The sequence below is a fragment of the Xanthomonas euroxanthea genome, assembly GCF_900476395.1.
Classification (GTDB): Bacteria; Pseudomonadota; Gammaproteobacteria; order Xanthomonadales; family Xanthomonadaceae; genus Xanthomonas; species Xanthomonas euroxanthea.
On record NZ_UIHB01000004.1, the window covers coordinates 393,463 to 414,642 of the forward strand.

14 protein-coding genes are annotated in these 21,180 nt (G+C 67.3%); 9 read left to right on the top strand and 5 right to left on the bottom strand.

Features of this window, described 5'->3' with window-relative positions:
- Positions 1–138 precede the first annotated feature (138 nt).
- Complete coding sequence (locus CPBF1521_RS14085; RefSeq protein ID WP_104584014.1) at positions 139–1,485, bottom strand: dicarboxylate/amino acid:cation symporter; 1,347 nt, start codon at positions 1,483–1,485, stop codon at positions 139–141.
- A 286-nt stretch (positions 1,486–1,771) separates the two neighbouring features.
- On the opposite strand from CPBF1521_RS14085, the gene CPBF1521_RS14090 reads away from it, so the two are divergent.
- From CPBF1521_RS14090 to CPBF1521_RS14115, 5 genes are all read left to right on the top strand, one after another.
- Positions 1,772–2,944, top strand: coding sequence for an OprO/OprP family phosphate-selective porin (locus CPBF1521_RS14090; protein ID WP_104648808.1), 1,173 nt, complete (start codon positions 1,772–1,774; stop codon positions 2,942–2,944).
- A 217-nt stretch (positions 2,945–3,161) separates the two neighbouring features.
- The gene (locus tag CPBF1521_RS14095) at positions 3,162–5,807 is read left to right on the top strand and encodes a hybrid sensor histidine kinase/response regulator (protein ID WP_104584012.1); all 2,646 of its coding nucleotides are present in this window, start codon (positions 3,162–3,164) and stop codon (positions 5,805–5,807) included.
- A gap of 366 nt (positions 5,808–6,173) precedes the next feature.
- Entirely contained in the window at positions 6,174–6,950 is a 777-nt protein-coding gene (locus tag CPBF1521_RS14100; protein WP_235858462.1) for a DUF1460 domain-containing protein, read from the top strand.
- A gap of 352 nt (positions 6,951–7,302) precedes the next feature.
- The gene (locus CPBF1521_RS14105) at positions 7,303–9,423 is read left to right on the top strand and encodes a TonB-dependent receptor (RefSeq protein ID WP_235858459.1); all 2,121 of its coding nucleotides are present in this window, start codon (positions 7,303–7,305) and stop codon (positions 9,421–9,423) included.
- A 1,188-nt stretch (positions 9,424–10,611) separates the two neighbouring features.
- On the top strand, positions 10,612–11,682 hold the full coding sequence (locus CPBF1521_RS14115) for an aldo/keto reductase (protein WP_115677377.1): 1,071 nt from the start codon (positions 10,612–10,614) through the stop codon (positions 11,680–11,682).
- Between the two features lie 107 nt (positions 11,683–11,789).
- Here CPBF1521_RS14115 and CPBF1521_RS14120 read toward each other — a convergent pair whose 3' ends face one another.
- The 4 genes from CPBF1521_RS14120 to CPBF1521_RS14135 all read right to left on the bottom strand — a co-directional run bounded on the left by CPBF1521_RS14120 (position 11,790) and on the right by CPBF1521_RS14135 (position 15,750).
- Complete coding sequence (locus CPBF1521_RS14120) at positions 11,790–12,428, bottom strand: response regulator (RefSeq protein ID WP_024938967.1); 639 nt, start codon at positions 12,426–12,428, stop codon at positions 11,790–11,792.
- 181 nt (positions 12,429–12,609) lie between these two features.
- Positions 12,610–13,671 (bottom strand): ABC transporter substrate-binding protein, encoded by a 1,062-nt coding sequence (locus CPBF1521_RS14125; RefSeq protein WP_115677378.1) that lies wholly within the window; start codon positions 13,669–13,671, stop codon positions 12,610–12,612.
- Positions 13,671–15,056 (bottom strand): sensor histidine kinase, encoded by a 1,386-nt coding sequence (locus tag CPBF1521_RS14130; protein WP_104584008.1) that lies wholly within the window; start codon positions 15,054–15,056, stop codon positions 13,671–13,673. Before CPBF1521_RS14130 ends, CPBF1521_RS14125 begins: the two co-directional genes overlap by 1 nt.
- A complete protein-coding gene (locus tag CPBF1521_RS14135; protein WP_104584007.1) occupies positions 15,049–15,750 on the bottom strand; it encodes a response regulator in 702 nt (233 codons plus the stop codon). The genes CPBF1521_RS14130 and CPBF1521_RS14135 overlap by 8 nt, the downstream gene beginning before the upstream one ends.
- Before the next feature lie 241 nt (positions 15,751–15,991).
- Here CPBF1521_RS14135 and CPBF1521_RS14140 point away from each other — a divergent pair, with 241 nt between their 5' ends.
- The 4 genes from CPBF1521_RS14140 (at position 15,992) to CPBF1521_RS14155 (ending at position 21,060) form a co-directional block, all read left to right on the top strand.
- A complete protein-coding gene (locus tag CPBF1521_RS14140; protein WP_104584006.1) occupies positions 15,992–17,185 on the top strand; it encodes an OprO/OprP family phosphate-selective porin in 1,194 nt (397 codons plus the stop codon).
- A gap of 238 nt (positions 17,186–17,423) precedes the next feature.
- Positions 17,424–18,752, top strand: a complete 1,329-nt coding sequence (locus CPBF1521_RS14145; RefSeq protein WP_104584005.1) for a CitMHS family transporter — start codon at positions 17,424–17,426, stop codon at positions 18,750–18,752.
- 169 nt (positions 18,753–18,921) lie between these two features.
- Positions 18,922–19,662 (top strand): acetoacetyl-CoA reductase, encoded by a 741-nt coding sequence (gene phbB / locus CPBF1521_RS14150; RefSeq protein ID WP_016904744.1) that lies wholly within the window; start codon positions 18,922–18,924, stop codon positions 19,660–19,662.
- Between the two features lie 366 nt (positions 19,663–20,028).
- Positions 20,029–21,060, top strand: a complete 1,032-nt coding sequence (locus tag CPBF1521_RS14155) for a LacI family DNA-binding transcriptional regulator (RefSeq protein WP_104584004.1) — start codon at positions 20,029–20,031, stop codon at positions 21,058–21,060.
- Positions 21,061–21,180: the final 120 nt, after the last annotated feature.

Below are 21,180 nucleotides of genomic sequence, written 5' to 3' on the forward strand. Positions count from 1 at the left end.
GCCTGTCGCGCAGCTGTCGCGGCGGCAGGAAGATCGCATGCCACAACGCGGCATGCATTGCGGCCAGTGCTGGCTGGATGTGGAAACGGCCCTGCATCCCGCCGGCAGCGCCGACGGAATGCAGGGCCGTAGGAAGCATCAGCGCGCGCTGATCGGGGCGACGACGTCGGTCGAGGCCACCGGTGCCTGCAGCGGCGGCGAGCCGCCATCCAGCACCAGCTTGAGCTGATCGCGGTCCAGCGCATTTTCCCAGCGCGACACCACCACCGTGGCGACCGCGTTGCCGATGAAGTTGGTCAGCGAGCGGCACTCGCTCATGAAGCGGTCCACGCCCAGGATCAGCGCCATGCCGGCCACCGGCACGTCCGGCACCACCGACAGCGTGGCGGCCAGGGTGATGAAGCCGGCGCCGGTCACGCCGGCCGCACCCTTGGAGCTGAGCATCGCCACCGCCAGCAGGGTGATCTGCTGGCCCAGGGTCAGGTCCACGTTGGTGGCCTGGGCGATGAACAAGGCGGCCAGGGTCATGTAGATGTTGGTGCCATCCAGATTGAACGAGTAGCCGGTCGGCACCACCAGGCCCACCACCGACTTCTCGCAGCCGGCCTTTTCCATCTTCTCCATCAGCGATGGCAGCGCCGACTCCGATGAAGAGGTGCCCAGCACCAGCAGCAACTCGGCCTTGAGATAGCGGATCAGCTTGAGCACCGAAAAGCCGCACAGACGGCAGACGATGCCCAGGATCACCAGCACGAAGAACAGCGAGGTCAGGTAAAACGAGCCCACCAGCCAGGCCAGGTTGACCAGCGATTCCACCCCGTACTTGCCGATGGTGAAGGCGATCGCACCGAATGCACCGATCGGCGCGGCCTTCATCAGCATGTGCACCAGGCGGAACACCGGCGCGGTCAGCGCTTCCAGGAAGCTCAGCACCGGCTGGCCACGCTCGCCGACCAGGGCCAGCGCGATCCCGAACAGCACCGCCACGAACAGCACCTGCAGGATGTTGCCATCGACGAACGCGCTGACCAGCGTGGCCGGGATGATGTCCATCAGGAAGCCGACCAGGCTCAGCTCGTGGGACTTCTGCACGTAGGTGTTGACCGCGCTCTGGTCCAGCTCGGCCGGGTTGATGTTCATGCCGGCGCCGGGCTGCACCACGTGCGCCACGATCATGCCCACGATCAACGCCAGCGTGGAGAAGAACAGGAAGTAGGTCATCGACTTGGCGAAGACCCGGCCCACCGTCTTGAGGTGGGTCATACCGGCGATGCCGGTGACGATGGTCAGGAAGATCACCGGGGCGATGATCATCTTCACCAGCTTGATGAAGGCATCGCCCAGCGGCTTGAGGCTTTCGGCGAAGGCCGGCTCGAAGTGGCCCAGCAGGGCACCCAGGACGATCGCCACCACCACCTGGAAATACAGCTGACGGTAAAAGGGGACGGGCGCCGGCAAGGGGCCGGCAGGCTTGCTGATGTGCATGACACCACTCCGAGGGAACATAGAGGGGGCCTGAGCAGGCACCCGGTGCGGGCATTCTGGCCGTACGTCGCAGCCCGGGCCGATAGCCCATTGGTACTACGCACTGTCGCCGCGCTGAACGTCGCCTTACACTTCAGCGGCGTCGCCACCGGCCGTTAATTCCATTTAACGCAGACACCGATTGTTGTGTCGTTGGCCGTCCGGAACCTGCGCGCTTGCTGAAGCTGTTCAGTGCGACCGCCATGGCAGGACGCCCGGCCCTTTCTCCTTGCCGAAGACCACACCTATGCGCCTCAATCCGCTCGTTCTCGCGTTGGCCATCGCCGCCGCGCCCGCAGCCGCCAATGCGGCCACCTCGCTGGAAAACTGGCCCACCAAGTACACCTTCGGCGATGGCACCGAGCTCGGCCTGACCGGCAACTACGCCTACGACGACAACAACTTCTCCGGCGACGACCGCCTGGAAGACCGCACCGACTTCCGCCGCAAGGAGTTCGGCGCCACCCTCAGGAAGAAGGGCGTCTACGACGCCATGGTGTATTTCGACTTCGAAGCCAAGCTGTGGCTGGACGTGTTCTTCCGCGTCGAGACCAAGGCCGTGTTCGGCCAGGATTACGGTCGCGTGCGGCTGGGCTACATGAAGGTGCCGGTGGGCCTGGAAGCGGTGCAGAGCTCGCGTGCGGGCAGCTTCATGGAACTGGGCCTGCCGGTCCAGGCGGTGTTCCAGGGCCGTCGTACCGGCGTGGAATGGACGCTGGAGCGCCAGCAGTATCTGCTGCAGGCCGGCGCGTACGGCGGCAAGGATCTGCAGGGCGACAACCCGGGCACCACCCAGGCCGTGCATGCCGCCTGGACCCCGTTCAAGGCCGAAGGCAATGTGCTGCACCTGGGCCTGGCCGGCTCGGTGGAAAACCCGCGTGGCTTCAGCGACGGCCGCGGCGTGTCGTTCAGCCCGCGCGTGCGCCTGCGTGCCCGCCCGGAAGCCGGCCTGACCGACGTGCGCCTGATCGACACCGGCACCATTCTCGACGTGGACCACGTGATCCGCGCCGGCGTGGAAGCGGTGTGGATCCACGGCCCGTTCTCGCTGCAGAGCGAAGCGCTGCGCGCCGAGGTGGCACGTAACGACAACCAGCCGCATTACATCGCGCAGGGCCAGTACCTCTATGGCACCTGGACGCTGACCGGCGAGTCGCGCAGCTATGCCGGCGGCGTACCGGGCAACATCAAGCCGGCGCACGACTACGGCGCGGTCGAGCTGACCGCCCGCTACAGCCGCCTGGACCTGGAAGACAACCGCGTCAGCGGCGGCCGCCAGCACGACACCACCATCGGCGCCAACTGGTACCTCACCAGCCACTTCAAGTTCCAGGCCAACTACAGCTGGGTGGATGCCACGCGCAACGGCGTGCATGAAACCCCGCACGTGATGGAGCTGCGCGCGCAGGTGCAGTTCTGAGCGTGATGGCGCACAGCTAACCCGGGCCTGGTCGGCCGCGCGCTGCCTTCGCTTCGACGCGCCAAGGCGGCAACCCACACCAGCGCACGTGCCCCTGCGGCCGCCTCCTTTCGGGGATGCGGCCGCAGGCGTTTGTGGCTGCGGCGGTGTCGGCGCCTGGCGCAGGCCCGGTGCCGATAGCTGCACGATGCAGCGGCGCACCGCCATACTTGTCGGCATGTACGCCTCGCAACGCCGCCGTCTGCTGCTCACCCTGACCATCGTGCTGGGCGGCATGCTGGTGGCGATGGTGGCGGCCGGGCACTTCGTCGAACAGAACGCCCTGCACGAGGAAAGCGCCACCGTACGGCGTCAGCTGCGCCTGTACGCGCAGGCCCTGCAGCAACGCGTCGATCGCTATCGCACCCTGCCGCAGATCCTGGCACTGGACCCGGAACTGCGCGCGGCCGTCTCCGGGCCGTTATCGGCCGCGCAGGTGGAACGGCTCAATCGCAAACTCGAGCGCGCCAACAACGTCACCCAGTCCTCCACGCTGACGCTCATCAACCGCGACGGCCTGGCATTGGCTGCCAGCAACTGGCGCGGGGCGCGCAGCAACGTGGGCGTGGACTACGCCTTCCGCCCGTATTACCAGCAGGCATTGTCCAACGGCAGCGGCAGTTTCTACGGCATCGGCATGACCACCAGCGAGCCGGGTTACTTCCTGTCGCAGGCCATCGTCGATGCCGGCGGCCAGGTGCAGGGCGTGGTGGTGATCAAGATCGCGCTGGCCGCGCTGGAACGCGAGTGGCTGCAGACCCCGGACATCGTGCTGGCCTCCGACGCGCACCAGGTGGTGTTCCTGGCCAGCCGCCCGCAGTGGCGCTACCGCATGCTGGCGCCGCTGAGCCTGCGCGACCGCAGCGAATTGCGCAGCACCCGCCAATACGCCGACCAGGGCCTGCTGCCGCTGCGGCGCCGGCTGATCGAGCAGACCGGCAACGGTGGCGTGCTGGCCGAGGTCAGCGACCCACCGCTCGCCGGCCCGGTGCTGTGGCAGACCCTGGAGGTGCCCGAAAGCGGCTGGCGCCTGCATCTGCTGCACGACACCCGCGCCAGCGCGGCGGCCGGTCGCGCCGCTGCGATCGCCGCCGCCGGTGCATGGTTGGCGCTGGCCTTGCTGTGGTTGTTCGTGCAGCAGCGGCGGCGCCTGTCCGCCCTGCGCCAGCGCAGCCGGCACGAGCTGGAAACGCTGCTGCAACAACATGCCGAAGAGCTGCGCACCGCGCAGGATGGCGTGGTCACCGCCGCGCAACAGGCCAATGCCGGCCTGAGCCGCAGCCTGGAACACCTGCCGCAGGGCGTGGTGGTGATCGACGAGGCGCTCAAGCTGGTGGCGTGGAATTCGCGCTATGTGGAACTGTTCCGCTTCCCGCCGGAACTGCTCAAGATCGGCCGCCCGATCGAAGACCTGTTCCGCTTCAACGCACGCCGCGGCCTGCTCGGACCGGGGCCGATCGAAGCGGCGATCGAGCGCCGCCTGAACCATTTGCGCAGCGGCAAGCCGCATATGCGCGAGAGCGAGAAGGAAGACGGCACGGTGCTGGAAATCCGCGGCAATCCGCTGCCCGATGGCGGATTCGTCACCAGCTATGCCGACATCACCAGCTACAAGAACGCCGCACGCGAACTGCGCTCGCTGGCCGATGCGCTGGAACACCGCGTGGCCGAACGGACCCGCGACCTGGCCGCGGCCAAGCGCGAGGCCGAGAGCGCCAACCGCTACAAGACCCGCTTCGTCGCCTCGGCCGTGCACGACCTGCTGCAACCGCTCAACGCCGCACGCATGTTCGTCTCGGTGCTGCGCGGGCAGGTGCGCGAGGCCGGCAGCGCGCGCGTGGTCGACAACATCGAAGGCGCGCTCGCCGCGCAGGACGCCATCCTCAACAGCCTGCTGGACATCTCGCGGCTGGAGGCCGGCAGCCTGAAGACCCGGGTGCGCGACTTCGCCATCGCCCCGCTGCTGGAAACCCTGGCCCGCGAGTTCGGCATCCTTGCCGAAGACCGCGGCCTGGTGCTGGACTGGGTGCCCACCTCGGCGGTGGTGTTGAGCGACGAGAACCTGCTGCGGCGCATCCTGCAGAACTTCCTGTCCAACGCCATCCGCTACACGCCGCGTGGGCGCGTGCTGATCGGCTGCCGTCGTCGCGGCGGCTGGCTGCGCATCGAAGTGCATGACCAGGGACCCGGCATTCCCGAGGCCTTGCAGGACGAGATCTTCGAAGAATTCCGGCGCCTGGACGACGGCGTGGCCAACGACCGCGGCGCCGGTCTGGGCCTGGCGATCGTCGAGCGCATCGGCCGCCTGCTCGGCCACCGCATCAGCCTGCGTTCCACCCTGGGCAGCGGCAGTGTGTTTTCGGTGACCGTGCCGCTGGGCGAGCGCGCCTCCATCGCCAGGCAGTTGCCACCGCCCATCGCCAGCGCTGAAACCGCCAATGACCCGATCCTGCACGGCTGCCGCGTGTGGTGCGTGGACGATGACCCGCGCGTGTGCGAGGCCAGCCGCGCGCTGCTGCAACGCTGGGAATGCCGCGTGGACTTTGCCGGCGGCCCCGACGAGGCATTGGCCGCCGCCAACGCCGACGAGGTGCCGGAGCTGCTGTTGCTGGACGTGCGCATGGGCGAGCACTACGGCCCGATATTGCTGCCGCAATTGGTGGCGCGCTGGCAACGCGAACCGCGCGTCATCCTGGTCACCGCCGAACCCGACCCGGCGCTGCGTGAACATGCGCTCGACCTGGGCTGGGGGTTCCTGGCCAAGCCGGTGCGGCCGCCGGCGCTGCGTGCCCTGATGACGCAGATGCTGTTGCGGCGCGGGTGAGCTGCACCGTCGCGCAGCATCGACAGGCAACAACGGGCTGCGTTGGGTGTGTCGCGACGCTTCCGGCCTGCTTGCCGCCGAGAGGCCGCATGATGGCGCGCCGTGCTGCACGCGTCCCATGCGGCGATTTCCTGGCCCTGCGCGGTCTGGCGAGTTTCGCCGGATCGTTTCAGCGTACCGAAGTGCGTGCTGCCTCAAGCGCGCGTTGGCGATGGCGCTACAGTGCGTGTGTCCATTGCTGCCCACGTCTGCATCGTGCACAGCTCACCTGCCGATGTTTCTCCCCCGGAAACTTGTGGAGCCCTCATGTTCAGGCCTGCCTCCGTGATGTTGACCGCGTTGCTCGCCGCAGGTTGCGCGGCGGATATGCCCGTGCAGGCGTCCACGCCATCGGCGACCGTGCCGCCCTCCGGCCCGGTGCGCGCTGACATGGACCCGTACACCTTGCAGACCCTGGACCGCGTGCTGCACCAGGCATCCACGCATCGCGGCGTGAGTCCGGGGCATCTGATCAAGCTGCTCTCGGCGGAATTTCTCGGCACGCCGTATCAGGCCAACATGCTGCAGGGCTCGGCCACCGTGCCGGAGCGGCTGATCATCGACTTCAGGGGCCTGGATTGCTTCACCTATCTGGACTATGTCGAAGCGGCGCGCCACGCCCATTCGCAGCAGGATTTCGTCGATCGCGTGGTCCTCACCCGCTACGTCGATGGCGTCATCGGCTTCACCTCGCGCAAGCACTTCTTTTCGGACTGGGTGGCACGTTCCTACCCGCTTGCCGACGACATCACCGCAACGCTCAGCCCCAGGGCCGTGAGCGTGGACAAGACACTCAACCTCAAGGCCGACGGCAGCAACTATCTGCCCGGATTGCCGCTGGTGCAGCGGTCCATCACCTACATCCCCGCCGCCGATGTGGACAGCACGGTGGTCCGGCAACTGCGCACCGGCGACTATGTGGGCAGGTACTCGCCGGCGCCCGGGCTGGATGTCAGCCATGTCGGCATCTTCGTCATGACCGACCGGGGCCCGGTGTTGCGCAATGCCTCATCGCGCCCGGAAAACGGAAAGGTCGTGGACTCGCCGTTCATGGAGTACGTCGCCCGCACGCAGGGCATCGTCGTCTACAGGGCCAGGCCCTGATCCCGGTCGCGATGCGGGCAACCGCCAGTCCGGCGGCAGGCATCGTCTCGATCCGCTCCGCCGGTGCATTGCCGGAGCCACACCGTGTCGGTGTGCGTGGGCGAGCCCTCACCCATCTCTCGCTGCAGCGCGCACTGGGTGAACGTGCGATGCCAACGCAGCGTGCGGATCTGCACGATCGCCGCTGAGCGATCGCGTGGAGGTCGGCGCGACGCCGGCACTCGCGCACCAGCCGGCAGCGTGCCCGGCACCCGGGCGACTGCACCTGCTACACTATCGAGAACGATTCCCATTTGACTTTGCCTAGCGGAGCATGTCGCGTGCTCCGTCAGCGCCCTGGAGTTCTTACTCGATGAAGCTTTCCGCCCATGGATCGGCCGGCATGCCGTTCGTTGCCACCCTCTGCCTGTTCGCCTCCGCCACCGCTTCGGCCCAATCGGACGTCACCGACACGCTCGACACCGTGGTGGTGGCCGCCTCGCGCTCCAACATGACCGTGGCCGAGTCGCCGCAGACGGTGCTGATCATCGACAAGGCGCAGATCCAGCAGCAGTTGACGATCTCCAGCAATTCGTCCGACGTGCTCGCCAACCTGATTCCCTCGTACACGCCCAGCCGCGGCAAGATGAACGGCAGCGGCGAAACCCTGCGCGGGCGCACGCCGTTGATCCTGATCGACGGCGTGCCGCAGTCCAACCCGATCCGCCCCACCGGGCGCGAAGCGCACACCATCGACTACGCAATGGTCGAGCGCATCGAAGTCATCCAGGGCGCCAATGCCATCAACGGGCTGGGTGCCACCGGCGGCACCATCAACATCATCACCCGGCGCCCGCAGGACGGCTCGCTGAATCAGCACGTCGACGTGCAGGCCACCGCGCCCACCTCGGAAACGCGTGCGGAAACCACCAGCGGCGAGACGCGTTACCGTGTGGATGGCCGCGCGGACAAGCTCGATTACCTGTTCTCGGCCAGCTACAGCGACCAGGGCCTGTATGTGGACGGACAGGGCCGGCCGATCGGCGCCGACAACACCCAGGGCGACCTGATGACGTCCAAGAGCTACGACGTGCTGGCCAAGCTCGGCTACGCGCTCACCGACACGCAGCGCCTGAGCGTCAGCGTCAACCGCTACCGCATCAAGAACGACAACGACTACATCGGCATCCCCGGCAACCGTGCGCAGGGCCTGCCCACCACCTCGGTGCGCGGCACCCCGCAAGGCACCGCGCCCTGGAACGATGTGCTGACCTCCAGCCTGTCGTACACCCACGACGATCTGGCCGGCATGCAGCTGAGCGCGATCGTGTTCAACCAGGAGTTCGAAGGGCTGTTCGGCGCCGACAACTCGTCCACGTTCCAGGATCCGCGCATTGCACCGGTCGGCACGCTGTACGACCAATCGCGTTCGGTCGCTTCCAAGTGGGGCAGCAAGATCAGCCTGACCAGGGACGACCTGCTCGACAACCGGCTCAAGCTCACCGGCGGCGTCGACCTGCTGGCCGACACCGGCAAGCAGGATCTCTACGGCACCGGGCGTACCTATGTGCCCGAATCGGACTACCGCAACCTGTCGCTGTTCGTGCAGGGCGAATACAAGCTGCTGCCCGAGCTGACCCTGCATGCCGGCGTGCGCCGCGAAGAAGCCGAGTTGAAGATCGACAGCTACCAGACGCTGTGGCGCTACAACCGCGTCGCTGTCGAAGGCGGCACGCTCGACTTCAACCAGACCCTCTACAACGCCGGCCTGGTCTACACGCCGCTCGAAGGTGTGAGCTTTTTCACCAGCTATTCCGAAGGCTTCGGCATGCCGGACGTGGGCCGCGTGCTGCGCGCGATCAACACGCCGGGCACACGCGTTGCCAGCCTGAGCACGCTGGAGCCGATCCTGACCAAGAGCGTGGAAGCGGGCACCCGCCTCACGCGTGGCGCCTTCGATGCGGACCTGAGCTACTTCCAGTCCAACTCGGACCTGGGCACGCGCGTGGTGCCGATCAACGGCGCCTTCATGATGAGCCGCGAAAAGACCCGCGTGCAGGGCGTGGACGCCAGCCTGGGCTATCGCCTGGATGCGGCGCATCGGCTGCGCCTGTCCTACGCCTACACCCGTGGCCGCTACGACAGCGACAACGACGGGCAGCTGGACGCACGCCTGGACGGGCTCAACGTGGCGCCCAACCGCGTGATTGCCTCGTGGTCGGCGCAGTGGACGCCGAAGCTCTCCTCGTTCGTGCAGGCCCAGCATGCCTTCAGCCAGTCCTTCGACGAGGCCGACAAGCGCTTCAGCGGCTACACGCTGGTGGATGCGACGTTCAATTACGCGCTGCCGCGTGGCGCAGTGCGCATGGGCGTGTCCAACCTGTTCGACAAGCAGTACATCACCTATTACTCGCAATCGGCCCTGGTCGAACCGCTGCGCTACTTTGCCGGGCGTGGCCGCACCATTACGCTGGGGTATTCGCTGGATTTCTGATGGCGTGGCGTGATTGCCGGCAGCGCGCGACCGATACGCCCGCGCAAGCGTGCTGCTGCGCCTGCAGGTCGAGCCGTAGCGCCGTTTAGATGCAGTCAGCAGCCACGTTAGTCGAGTGCGCGGTGCCCTCGCCGCCCCAGACAGTTGGTCGGCTGCTTTACTGAAACCATGCGCACCGACCATCTCGACTGGTCCTTGCCCGCTCACCGTCGCGGGACCTTGAGCGGCATGGATGCCGCGCCAGAGCCTACACGGACGTACTTGCGGCGTGTCCCGCGAGGGTGGGCGGGCAAGGACCCTGCAGCCAACTGACAGCGTCGAGGGCGCGGTGCCCTCAACGGTTGCGGGACACGCCGTGAATCCATCCATGGAGGCTCGGTGGCGGCATCCATGCCGCCACACGGTCCCGCGACCGGCGAGGACGCCGCACCAGATAGGTTGCTGGCTGCTTTATTGAAAACCATGCACACCGACCATCTCGACTGGTCCTTGCCCGCCCACCATCGCGGGACCCTGAGCGGCATGGATGCCGCGCCAGAGCCTACACGGACGTACTTGCGGCGTGTCCTGCGATGGTGGGCGGGCAAGGGCCCTGCAGCAAACTCGCAGCGTCGAGGGCGCGGTGCCTCACCGCTTGCGGGACACGCCGTAAACCCGTCCCTGGGGGTTCGGTGGCGTCATCCATGCCGCCACACGGTCCCGCAACCGGCAAGGACATCACAACAAAAAGTTAGTCGGTTGCCTTGCTTAAAAAACCATACGCACCGACCATCTCGACTGGTCCTTGCCCGCTCACCGTCGCGGGACATTGAGCGGCATGGATGCCGCGCCAGAGCCTACACGGATGTACTTGCGGCGTGTCCCGCGAGGGTGGGCGGGCAAGGGCCCTGCAGCGCAGTCGCGGATATCAGCATCTTGGTCGCTCAATCGCCACCCCAGAAAGGCGCATCTGCGCCCGCTACGCGCGTGTTCGTTGGCGCCCTGCAATCGACGCGGCAGCGCCCCACGCACATCGAATCGAACGCTGCGATGCATGCATGCGGCTGCGGCTGCGGCTACGCGACGATGCTGCGTTGACGATCCGGAGGATCGGGCAAGGATGCCGGATCACCAGGCTCACGCCGACCCGGCGGCCCGCGGCACAGTGCATTGCACGACGCACAACGCCACTATCGGGAGACACACCGCATGAGTCAGACACTGTCGCTGGACCACTATCGCCTGCTTGGCCGCTCCGGGCTGCGCGTCTCGCCGCTGTCGCTGGGCACCATGACCTTCGGCGAAGCCTGGGGCTGGGGCGCGGATGCGGGCGAAGCCAGGCGCATCTTCGATGCCTATGCAGACCGCGGCGGCAATTTCATCGACACCGCGGTCAACTACACCAACGGCGGCGCCGAGCGCATTCTCGGCACGCTGATCAAGGACCGCCGCGAGCGCTTCGTGCTGGCGACCAAGTTCACCATGGCGCGCGATGCGGACAACATCAATTCCGGCGGCAATCATCGCCTCAACCTGATCCGCTCGGTCGAGACCAGCCTGCGACAGCTCGACACCGACCGCATCGACCTGCTGTATCTGCACGCCTGGGATTTCACCACCTCGCCGGAGGAAGTGATGCGCGGGCTGGAGCATCTGGTGCAGTCGGGCAAGGTGCTCTACCTCGGCATCTGCAACACCCCGGCCTGGCGCGTGGCGCAGTTGCAGACATTGGCCGATCTGCGTGGCTGGTCGTCGCTGGTGGCGCTGCAGATCGAATACAGCCTGGTCGAACGCAGCGTCGAACACGAATTGCTGCCGATGGCACGCGAACTGGGCCTGGGCGTATTGCCCTGGTCGCCGCTGGGCGGCGGCATCCTGACCGGCAAATACAGCCGCGCCGATCTCTCCGACGACAACGCGGCAGAGGTCTCGACCAGCCGCAAGGGCGTGATCGCCTCGACCGGGCATCTCAACGCACGCTCGCTGGAGATCGCCGATGTGGTCGGTGCGATCGCCGAGGAACTGGGCGCCTCGCGCGCGCAAGTTGCGCTGGCCTGGACCTTGCGCAACCCGGCGGTGGTCTCGCCGGTGATGGGCGCGCGCACGCTGCAGCAGGCCGAGGACAACTTCGGCGCGCTGGAGATCGTGTTCAGCGACGACCAGCTGGCGCGGCTGGATCAGGTCAGCGGCCTGTCGCCGATCTTCCCGGAGCGCTTCATCGGCCGGCCGATGGCGCAGCAGCTCATCTATGGCAGGCACACGCTAGAGCTGCGCAACTGAGCAAACGGCAGGCGCAGGCGCACAGTCACCACCGCCGTCGCTGCAATGCGCCTGGTCGCTGCAAACCCGCGCCGACCGCGATCCGCAGCGCCGCTGGCCGGCAACGATCAGCCCTCGCCTTCGGGCTCCAGCGCCTTGACCAGCACCGCCGCCTGCGTGCGGCTGTAGCAGTCCAGCTTCTTCAGGATGGCGGTGACATGCACCTTGACGGTGTTCTCGGCCAGCCCCAGTTCGTGCGCGATCTGCTTGTTGAGCAGGCCGTCGGCCAGGCTCAGCAGCACGCGGAATTGTTGCGGGGTGAGCTGGGCCAGCTTGGAGGCCAGCTGCGCATCGGCCTCCGAGCGCTCGGCGGTCATCGGCGGGAACCAGGTGCCGCCCTCCAGCACGCTGGCCACCGCAGTGCCGATCGATTCGGCCGGAGTGGATTTGGGAATGAAGCCGGCCGCGCCGAACTGCTGCGCGCGCCGGATCACGCGTGGGTGATCGTTGGAGGAGATCACCACCACCGGGATATCCGGATGCTCGCCCCGCACATGCAACAGCGCCGAGAAGCCGCGTGCGCCCGGCATCGCCAGGTCCAGCAGCACCAGCTCGGCCTGTGGGTGCGAGCGCAGCATCGCGCTCAGCGTGGCGGCGCTGGAAGCCTCCACCACATCGGCCTGCGGCAGGGTCTGCTGCAGCACATGGATCACGGCGGCACGGAACAGCGGGTGGTCGTCGGCGACGAGAATGGTGAGATCGGCCATCCCCCAAGTCTGGCACATGGCCGTGTGGGTTTCCCGCGCCCGGGCGTCCACCGCCACCCCGTTGCGCAGGCGTCAGGCCTGCCGGCAGCCAGCGTGTGCGTTGTGAGCGCCGCTGCCACGTCCCGCAGACGCAAGGCCCGTAGCGCGCGCCGCGCTGGCGCACAGCCGTGCTCGCGGGTCGTCAGCGCCCGCCCTGGCGCGGCGGCTGCGTGCTGGCGCGCCAGGCGTCCAGAAACTGCCGGCGCTTGAGCTTGTCCAGATACACCAGCAGGCCCGGGCCCAGCGGGATCGGGCGGAACGGCGGCTGCGCCGAGCCGCCACGCCCGCCGGCGGCCGGCAGGATCGGCATCAAGCGCGCCTCGCGCGAAAGCACCTGCTGGCCGCGCGGCGACAGCAGGTAGTCCAGGAACCGGCGCGCCTCCGGCGCATGCGGCGCGGTCCTGGGGATCACCGCCGTACGCAAGGCCACCAGCGTGTAGTCCTGCGGCTGCACGATGCCCAGCGGCGCGCCGGCGTCGATCCGCGTCTGCGCATAGGAGCCCAGCACGTTGTAGGCCAGCAGCAGCTCGCCCCGGCTGACGCGGTCGAGCAAGGTGCCGGTGCGTTCTTCCAGCCTGACCTGGTTGGCCCCCAACGCGGCCAGCAGCGCACCGGCGATGCTGCCGACCTGCCCGTCCTGGGTGGCGAACAGATAACCCACCCCGCTGCGCTCAACATCATAGGTGCCGACCCGGCCGCGCAGCGGCGCGTCGGGTGCGCGCAACAGGGCCAGCAGCTGCCGGCGTGTACGCGGCACGCGTGAGGCCGCCAGCTTGCGCGTGTTGTAGACGATCGCCACCGGCTCGTAACTGATGCCGAATACCTCGTGCCGCCACTGCGCCCACGCCGGCAACGCCTCGGTCTGCGCGGAGCGATGCGCCAACGCATGACCATCGTTGACCAGCTTGGTCTGCAGATCCATGCTGGCGCTGATCAGCATGTCGGCGGCAGGTGTGGCCTTGCCTGGATGCAGATAGCGGTCATAGATATCCCAGGCGATCACGTCCTCGTAGATCACCTGGGTGCCCGGATGCAGGCGCTGGTAGTCCTGGATGACCGCGCCGAACACTTCCAGATCGGTGGAGCCCTGCACGCGCAATTGCGCCTGCACCGGGCCATGCGCGGGAAACACCCGTACATCGCCGGGCGCGGCGCTGGCAGCGCCATGTGCCAGCAACACCGCCAACAGCAACAGCCTGCGCATCACCGCGTCCCTCCAGGAAAATGCAACGAGGCGATCAGCCCGCCGCCGACGCGGTTGCTCAGATCGATGCGCCCGCCGTGCGCTTCGACCACGCGCTTGACGATGGCCAGCCCCAGCCCCGCGCCGCCGGCCGGTGCCTCCGGCCCGCGGACGAAACGCTCGAACACGCGCTCGGCTTCGGCGGCGGGAATGCCGGGGCCGTGATCGGCGATGGTCAGCACGTGATGGCTGCCGTCGCTGGTGAGCGCCACCTGCAATGGTGCGCCGGCGCCGTATTTGCAGGCGTTGTCGATCAGGTTCTTCAGCGCCTCGCGCAGCAGCAAGGCATCGCCACGCAGCAGCGCCGGCTGCGGGTCGATCGCCAGGTGCACGCGCGGGGCGCCGTCGCCACGCGGCAAGGCCTCGTGCAAGGCCTGATGCAGCACCTCGGCCAGATCCACGGTGGCAAAGCGTTGCAGGTTGGCGCGATGGATCACGCTGGCGTCGCTGAGCAATTGATTGAGCAGCCGGCTCATGTGGCTGGCATTGCGCTCGATCGCCACCAGGCTGCGTTGCATCTCGCGCGGGTCGTCGTCGTCCATCGCCAGTTGCGCCTGCGCGCGCAAGGCAGCCAGCGGCGTGCGCATCTGGTGCGCGGCTTCGGCCATGAAGGCGCGCAGGGTTTCGTTGCTGGACGACAGCCGCGCCATGAAGCGATTGAGCGCGGTCACCATCAACTGCATCTCCTGCGGTGCCGGCGCGCTCAGCGGCTTCAGGTCGGAGGGCTCGCGCCGCGACAGATCGCGCTCGATGCGCTGCAACGGGCGCAGGGCGCGATACACGCCCAGCCACACCAGGCCCAGGGCGAGCAGCGACAGCACGCCGATCGCCACCAGCGCGTTGAGCACCACATCGCGTGCCACCGCATCGCGCGCGCGCCGGGTCTGACCGACCTGCACGCGCACCTCGCCCTGCCCGGAGGCCGATGCCACCCGATGCATCACCACCGCAAAACGCACCGGCTCGCCGCTGTAGTCGGCATCGAACAGCACCGGCCGCTCGTCGCCGGGCGCGCGCGCCGGCAACGGCAGCCTGTCCTCGCCGGTGATGGTGCGGCCTTGCGCATCGAACACGCGGTAGAACACGCGGTCTTCCGGTGCCATGCCGAGCAGGTCCAGCGAGGCGTACGGCAGATCCACCTGCCAGTCGCCGCCGACCAGCGCCACGCTGTCGATGATCGACAGCGCCGAGGACACCAGCAGATGATCGTAGGAACGGTTGGCGGCGCGCTCGCCGTAATCGCGGGCGGCAAAGAACAGCACCACCGCGCCCAGCAACGACAGGCTGCCCAGGTACAGCAGCAGGGTGCGCCGGATCGACGGTGCCACCATCCGCGGCTCAGCCATCGAGGCCGGGCTCCACCGGCGCATGCGGATCGGCTTCCTCGAGTTTGTAGCCGGCCCCGCGCACGGTGACGATGCGCAACGGCGCGCCCGCCAGCTTGCGACGCAGGCGGCCGACATACAGCTCGATCGCATTGGGCCCGGCATCGTCGTCGAAGCCGAACAAGCCGTTGCCGATCTCGTCCTTGCCCACCACCTGGCCCAGGCGTCCGATCAGGATCTCGAACAGGCGGTACTCGCGGTTGGGCAACTCGATCGGCGCCCCGTCCAGCACTAGCGTGTGCGCGGCGTTGTCGAACACGAACCCGCCGATCTGCACCACTTCGCTGGCCTGCCCGCGATTGCGCCGCAGCAGCACCCGGCAACGCGCCTCGAACTCGCGGAAATCGAACGGCTTGCCCAGGTAATCGTCGGCGCCGACATCCAGCGCCTGCACGCGGTCCTCGATGCCGTCGCGCGCGGTCAGCATCAGCACCGGCGTGGTATCGCCACGCTCGCGCATCCCGGCCAGCACACGCAGTCCATCCAGCTTGGGCAGGCCGATATCCAGCACCACCAGATCGAAGCTCTGATAGCGCAGCACGCTCGCCGCCGCCAGGCCATCGGACTGCCAATCCACCGCATGCCCGCTACGGCGCATGCGCCGCACGATGGCATCGGCGAGATCGGCGTTGTCTTCGACTAGCAGCAGGCGCATTGGGTGGGAATCGGGAATGGGGAATCGGGAATCGGAACAGCAGTTGTCCGCGGCCGGAAGGTAACAGCCCTCGCGGACAAAAGCTCTTAACGCTCTTGCGATTCCCCATTCCCGACTCCCCATTCCCGCGCCAACGACAGGTCCATGACAGCTTCGCCGGACTAGGCTGCTGCCAACGCGCCGCAGCGTGCTTGTGCGGTGCATCGCTGAACGTGATTCACACATGTACCTGGGAGGGTCTGTGAGCAACGACACCTTGCGTCTGCGCGTCTTCACCGCCTGTGCTGCGCTGTGCCTGGCACCGGCGGCGCAGGCGGCCGAGGGCGACGGTCCGGTCACCGCCGAGGTGGGTGGGCGCGTGCACTGGGACTTCACCATGTTCGACAACGACGAACGTGGCACCCCCGAGCGCAACGACACCCAGTTCCGCCGCGCGTGGCTGGATGTGGCGGGCAAGTTCTACGGCTTCACCTACAAGGCCGAAGCGGAATTTGCCGGCCTGCAATACGAGTCCGGCAGCCGCGGCATCCTGGCGCGCGATGTGTATGTCGCCAAGAAATTTTCCGCCGGTACGCTGACCGTGGGCCAGTTCAAGCAGTACTTCTCGCTGGACGACCGCACCGGCTCCAACTACGGCCCGTTCCTGGAACGCGGATATGCGGCCACCACGCTGGCGCCGATCTACCGCAAGGCGATCTCCTGGCAGGCCAATCGTCCCGATGCAACCTGGTCCACGGCGGCCTACAGCCTGGAAAGCATCGACAACTCCTCCACCAAGGGCGGCGCGCTCGGCACCCGGCTGACCTTCGCACCGGAGATGGGCGAGGCGCGGCTGCGCCACCTGGGCGTGTCGCTGGCGCACGAGCGCTATTCGCATCCGGGCAGCGGCGGCGCGGCGCCCCTGCTGATCCGCCCACGCCCGGAAAACGATCTGGCCAACAACAGCCGCATCACCCTGGCGCGCTTTGCCGATGGCCGCGATACCGATTTCGACAAATGGTCGTTGGAGTACGCCGAAGTGCTGGGCCCATGGTCGTGGCAGAGCGAATTCAGCGGTGGCCTGCTCGACGACGGCTCCCAGCATGCCAAGGTGTTGGCCAGCTACGGCCTGGTCAGCTGGTTCGTCACCGGCGAGTCGCGCGGCTACGACCGCAAGACCGGCCGTTTCAGCCGCATCAACACGCCCAACCGTCCCTCCGGCGCGTTCGAGCTGGCCCTGCGTTACGACTACATGCGCGGCGACCAGCACCTGGATGGCCAACCCGATTTCATCAACGCCAGCACGCAGTCGTGGACGCTGGGCGGCAACTGGTACTTCAAGCCGAACCTGCGCGTGATGCTCAATGTGATCGACAGCCGCAACCGCGACCGCAGGGTCGATGCGGTGGTCGATCACACGCTGGCGGTGACCGGCCGGTTCCAGTACGACTTCTGATGACGTGCATGCGCGCACCGGCATTCAAGGCGATTGGCAGCACCGGGCGCGTTGCGCCGCGCAAGCGCACCGTTGCCGTCACTGCTGCTCCGGCGCATCGAAAGCCGTGGCCGGTGCGACACACGACGATGCGCTCAGCCGGCGCTAATGCTCCGCATCCACGGCATCGCCGCTGCATGCGCAGCGCAGCGGCGCGCTCCACTCTCCCCCTGTTGTATGCCTCGAAGGATGTGCCCGCATGCTGACCGCGCTCGGTTTCGGAATGGTGATCACCTTCATGTACCTGATCATGAGCAAGCGGCTGTCGCCGCTGGTGGCTCTGATCACGGTGCCGATCGTGTTCGCGCTGCTGGGCGGCTTCGGCACCGGCATCAACGAGATGATGCTCGACGGCATCAAGAAGATCGCGCCCACCGGCGTGATGCTGATGTTCGCCATCCTCTACTTCGGGGTGATGATCGACGCCGGCCTGTTCGATCCGCTGGTCGGCCGCATCCTGCGCCTGGTCAAGGGCGATCCGCTGAAGATCGTGATGGGTACGGCGATCCTGGCGATGCTGATCTCGCTCGACGGCGATGGCTCCACCACCTACATGATCACCGTGTCGGCGATGCTGCCGCTGTACCAGCGCCTGGGCATGAACGCGCTCAACCTCACCTGCGTGACCATCCTGGCCAGCGGCGTGATGAACCTGACCCCGTGGGGCGGCCCCACCGCGCGCGCCGCCACCGCCCTGCATGTGGATCCGGCCGACGTGTTCGTGCCGCTGGTGCCGGCGATGGCGATGGCGATCGCCGGCATCCTCACGCTGGCCTGGTATCTGGGCATGCGCGAACGGCGCCGCCTGGGCGTGGTGCGCCTGCCGGCCGACGGCAACTGGCTGGACACCAGCATCCCGGAAGAAAGCGATGCGCTGCCGCGGGTGGAAGACACCGAGGACATGAAGCGGCCCAAGCTGCTGTGGGTGAACCTGCTGCTGACCCTGGCGCTGATGGCCGCGCTGGTGGTGGGCGTGCTGCCGATGCCGGTGCTGTTCATGATCGGCTTTGCGCTGGCGCTGATGATCAACTATCCCAACCTGGCCGAGCAGCGCCGCCGCCTGGTCAATCATGCCGGCAATGTGCTGTCGGTGGTGTCGCTGATCTTCGCCGCCGGCATCTTCACCGGCATCCTGTCCAACACCGGCATGGTCGAAGCGATGTCGCGCAGCTTCCTGGCGGTGATCCCGGACAGCTGGGGCCCGTATCTGGCGGTGATCACCGCGATCGTCAGCATGCCGTTCACGTTCTTCATGTCCAACGACGCGTTCTACTTCGGCGTGCTGCCGATCCTGTCCGAGGCCGCCGGCCACTACGGCATCACCCCGGTGGAAATGGCCCGCGCCTCGCTGGCCGGGCAACCGGTGCATCTGCTCAGCCCGCTGGTGCCATCGACCTACCTGCTGGTCGGCCTGGCCAAGGTCGACTTCGCCGACCATCAGCGCTTCACGCTGAAGTGGGCAGTGCTGATTTCCCTGCTGATGCTGGCGGGCGGGCTGGTGTTTGGCCTGTTTCCGTTGGCGCGCTGACGCCCGCCGGGAATGGGGAATCGGGAGTGGGGAATCGTAAGGGCGGCGCTGTGCTGTCGTGTCGATTACTGACTTCCACATGGAAACCCAGAGACCGCAAAGGCGGCTCCTGCGCTACCGATTCCCCACTCCCGATTCCCCATTCCCAAACTCCGAAGGAGTTCAAGCAATGACACTTCGCATCGCATACGTCACCAGCGGCATGGGCAGCGTGGGTACCGCGATCTGCCAGAAGCTGGCGCGCAGCGGGCATACCGTGGTCGCCGGTTGCGGGCCCAATTCGCCGCGCAAGACCTCCTGGTTGCGCGAGCAACGCGAGCAGGGCTTCGAGTTCGTCGCCTCCGAGGGCAATGCCGCCGATTGGGATTCCACCGTGGCCGCCTTCGCCAAGGTCAAGGCCGAGGTCGGCGAAATCGATGTGCTGGTCAACAACGCCGGCGGTAGCCGCGACACCTTGTTCCGGCAGATGAGCCGCGACGACTGGAACGTGGTGATCGCCAGCAACCTGCACTCGCTGTTCAACATCACCAAGCAGGTGGTCGACGGCATGACCGCGCGCGGTTGGGGACGCATCGTCAACATCGGCTCGGTCAGTGCGCACAAGGGCCAGATCGGGCAGATCAATTTCGCCACCGCCAAGGCGGCGATGCATGGTTTCAGCCGCGCCCTGGCGCAGGAAGTCGCCTCGCGTGGGGTCACCGTCAACACCATCTCGCCGGGCTATATCGCCAGCGCCTCGATCAGCAGTTTCCCACCCGACGTGCTCGACCGCCTGGCCACCTCGGTGCCGATCCGCCGGCTCGGCAAACCGGCCGAAGTCGCCGGGCTGTGCGCCTGGCTCGCCTCCGATGAAGCCGCTTACGTGACCGGCGCCGATTACGCGGTCAACGGTGGCCTGTACATGGGCTGAGAGACGCCACGAAGACGGCAGGCGGTCTTCAGGTGCGTGCTGACAGCGCGCACGCACCGGCCGGTGAGTGGTACATGCCGGTTCCGAACACCGACCGCCGCCAGGCGGGGCGCACCGTCATTGTCATGGGCGCGCTGAAGCTGCACCGCTCCAAGCATCTCCGCTCCAAGCATCACCAGATGCAGCCTCACCACACAGCAGCCTCACGCTCGTCGTGGCCGCGGTGATGCACGCCGCGCCTGCCCTGCGCTTGCATGCGGGTGCGTGATGGCGCCTGACCAGCACGCGCAAGCGACCGCCACTGCGTCGATCAACCCGCCTCCAGTGCGAACTGATTACACTCGGGTTTTTCCGCACTGCGCTGACATGGCCAAACCTTCAGAACGCGCCACGCCGGGGCCCCGCCCGCAGATGGCCGACATCGCCCGCATGGCGGGGGTTTCCGAATCCACCGTGTCGCGCGCCCTGGCCGGCAGCCCGGTGGTGGCCGAGCGGACGCGTGCCTATATCAAGCAGATTGCCGCCGATGCCGGCTACCAGGTCGATCCGATCGCGCGCAGCCTGCGTGCCAAACGCTCCAATACGGTGAGCGTGGCCGTGCCGATGATGCATGCACTGGACCAGCCGCTGTCGGACCCCTTCATGATGACGATGCTGGCACTGCTGGCCGAGGAACTGACCGGGCGCGGCTACAGCATGCTGCTGTCCAAGCTGGACCGGCATCAGGACGGATGGGTGGAACAACTCGCACGCGGCAGCCGCTCCGATGGCGTGATCGTGCTGGGGCAAAGCTCCGAGCATGCCGCGCTGGACGAAGCCGCACGCGATGGCCTGCCGATGGCCGTGTGGGGCAGCCGCATCGATGGGCAGTCGTACATCAGCGTGGGCAGCGACAATTTCCAGGGCGGCGCGCTGGCCACCGACCATCTGATCGCCAGCGGCCGTCGCCGCATTGCCTTCCTGGGCGATGACCAACTGCCCGAGGTTGCGCCGCGCTTTGCCGGCTATCGCCATGCGCTGCAGCGGCACGGGCTGGACTTCGATACGCGGCTGCACGCGCGCAGCCACTTCCTCAGCGAAGACGCCTACCGCCTCACCCGCGCCATGCTCAAGAAGACCGATCCGCCGGACGGGCTGTTCGCCGCCTCCGATGTGATTGCGGTCGGTGCGATCCGCGCCCTGGTCGAAGCCGGGCACCGGGTGCCGCAGGACATCTCGCTGGTGGGCTTCGACGATATTCCGCTGGCCGCCTACAGCCAGCCACCGTTGACCACGGTGCGGCAGGACCTGGGCCTGGCCGCACGCCTGCTGGTGGACCGGCTGCTGGCGCTGATCGGCGGCGAAGCGGTGGAGTCGGTGGAGATGCCGGTGAAGCTGGTGGTGCGTGAGTCGGCCTGAGGCTGGGATTGGGGATTGGGGAATCGGGAATCGGGAATCGTAGGAGCGTGTGCCGGCGGCGGGGTGCACGCAATCGGTTGCTGCTGCCACGTTGCTTTTCTTAGTGCCGCAGTGCGGCAC

Bases quoted from the DNA above. Each gene is read 5' to 3' on its own strand.
- CPBF1521_RS14090 (WP_104648808.1), top strand. From the start codon at position 1,772: ATGCGCCTCAATCCGCTCGTTCTCGCGTTGGCCATCGCCGCCGCGCCC.
- CPBF1521_RS14100 (WP_235858462.1), top strand. From the start codon at position 6,174: ATGCCCGTGCAGGCGTCCACGCCATCGGCGACCGTGCCGCCCTCCGGC.
- CPBF1521_RS14130 (WP_104584008.1), bottom strand. From the start codon at position 15,056: ATGGCTGAGCCGCGGATGGTGGCACCGTCGATCCGGCGCACCCTGCTG.
- CPBF1521_RS14135 (WP_104584007.1), bottom strand. From the start codon at position 15,750: ATGCGCCTGCTGCTAGTCGAAGACAACGCCGATCTCGCCGATGCCATC.
- CPBF1521_RS14145 (WP_104584005.1), top strand. From the start codon at position 17,424: ATGCTGACCGCGCTCGGTTTCGGAATGGTGATCACCTTCATGTACCTG.
- CPBF1521_RS14125 (WP_115677378.1), bottom strand. From the start codon at position 13,671: ATGCGCAGGCTGTTGCTGTTGGCGGTGTTGCTGGCACATGGCGCTGCC.
- phbB (WP_016904744.1), top strand. From the start codon at position 18,922: ATGACACTTCGCATCGCATACGTCACCAGCGGCATGGGCAGCGTGGGT.
- CPBF1521_RS14105 (WP_235858459.1), top strand. From the start codon at position 7,303: ATGAAGCTTTCCGCCCATGGATCGGCCGGCATGCCGTTCGTTGCCACC.
- CPBF1521_RS14120 (WP_024938967.1), bottom strand. From the start codon at position 12,428: ATGGCCGATCTCACCATTCTCGTCGCCGACGACCACCCGCTGTTCCGT.
- CPBF1521_RS14115 (WP_115677377.1), top strand. From the start codon at position 10,612: ATGAGTCAGACACTGTCGCTGGACCACTATCGCCTGCTTGGCCGCTCC.
- CPBF1521_RS14085 (WP_104584014.1), bottom strand. From the start codon at position 1,485: ATGCACATCAGCAAGCCTGCCGGCCCCTTGCCGGCGCCCGTCCCCTTT.
- CPBF1521_RS14095 (WP_104584012.1), top strand. From the start codon at position 3,162: ATGTACGCCTCGCAACGCCGCCGTCTGCTGCTCACCCTGACCATCGTG.
- CPBF1521_RS14155 (WP_104584004.1), top strand. From the start codon at position 20,029: ATGGCCAAACCTTCAGAACGCGCCACGCCGGGGCCCCGCCCGCAGATG.